This window comes from Psychrobacter sp. AOP7-B1-24 (genome assembly GCF_052376215.1).
In the GTDB taxonomy this organism is placed as follows: domain Bacteria; phylum Pseudomonadota; class Gammaproteobacteria; order Pseudomonadales; family Moraxellaceae; genus Psychrobacter.
This window is the reverse complement of sequence record NZ_JBQSVL010000163.1, coordinates 1-1640: the sequence shown is the minus strand read 5'-3', so window position 1 is coordinate 1640 and position 1640 is coordinate 1. Positions and strand designations below refer to the sequence as shown.

1 protein-coding gene is annotated in these 1640 nt (G+C 49.9%); it reads right to left on the bottom strand.

What is annotated here, in order from left to right:
• A partial coding sequence (locus ACT3QP_RS14730; protein ID WP_444526017.1) for a type VI secretion system Vgr family protein occupies nucleotides 1–1640 on the bottom strand: 1640 nt, incomplete at both ends.

Genomic DNA, 1640 nt, shown 5'->3' with positions numbered 1-1640 from the left:
GCTTGACCACCGACGCCTGAGAGTGAATCAATCGTATTTGCCGCCAGCGTATAACTACCTGCCACCATATCTGATTGGGTACTACCAGACTGTCTCACGATCGTTTTCGCCGTCCACAGCGTATTGCTGCCCGATGCAAGGATACTATCTTTGCTTACGAGCAGCACATCAGCCGCACCAAGTACTTCGGTATTCAGCGTCTCATCGATAATTTGCGCCGTACTCTTAAACTCTTCTATCGACGCTCGGGCATCACTGAGTGCTTCGGTCGATTGTAGATGTGCCTGTTTAGCCTCTGATAACGTCTCGCTCAGCTCAGCACCTAACTTTAACTGCTGCTGTCCTGCATCATTGACCCATGCAGACTCATGCTCAGTTTGCGTGTGTTTGATATCAAAGGTAGAGAGTAGTACTCCTGTATCACCACTAATCTGTAGCCCATGATCGGTAGCGACATTGATGCCTTGACCACTATCGCTTGATTGATGATTGCTAAAGCGGTGGCGTAGTGTACCCAATGCAACGACATGCTCATCAGGGGCGAAGGTCGCATTAGAAGTGATGGTTGGTGTCTCAGCATTAGCGCGCGCACCAGTATTTACCGTCCACTGTAGACCGACCTTGTTTGGCGTATCATCAAAGCTCATCGTCACTTCAGACTCAGACGTTAGCCCGTATTGAGCAATACCAGATATCCAGCCACTATGAGTATCATCGTCATTGATTTGCGAATGACCGAGACCACCGCCATGCCATCTGGGAGAGGCACCGCCTTTGAGGTTATGGCGATTGGCTAAACCGGCATCTTGAGTGGTGATGTCTTTCTCATCCACATCACCCATACCGATACCGTCAAAGAGCGCACGGCTAATCACTGGACTGTCAATATCACCATACCAGTGGTTAAGGAGCACAGACTGTCCGATGCGCGGCGTGAACTGCCAACCATGCGTCGCTCCCGAAGACAGTTGTAATGCACGCAGTGGCGGAGTCGTACCGTCATCATGATCACTCAGTCCTGACCAGACAGGCGTGGTAATGGTTTGTTGTAGATTATCGTCAGTGATACTAGAGGCGTAACTAGGAGAAGGTGAGCGGCTCACATCTCCTGTACGCGCTTGTGTTAGGCCGTGATAGGTACTACTGGCAAAAGACAAGCTACTTGGATAAGGCATATAAGGAATAGACGCATCAAGTAGCGTAGCTGATACCCATACACCAGTATCACGAGCAATATCAAAGCCATGATCGGGCATTGATGATAGGCTCGCGTTTGTGGTACGGCGCTGCATATGTTGCACAGTTTGCTGTAACCACTGCTTGATAAAGGCTTGATAATGATACGATACACTATCATTGTCAGGCTCAATACCGATGATGGTCACCGCGGTACAATAGGTCGATAGGTGGCCAATAGAGGGTAGGTTATTGATGTCTACAGGACTGCCGACACTTAGGCCACGCATGGCGCCAGTCGCCTGATATGTCTCACGTTGACAGCGATTGGCCGCGATCCACTGTTCAGCAATCGCAGTTGCCGCATCATCACCATACACTCGAGAGGGCGCTGCAATTAGCACCGTGGTGTCATCTGTGGCAAGTGCTGACTCATCTACTGCTTGACCTTCATAGATAGTATC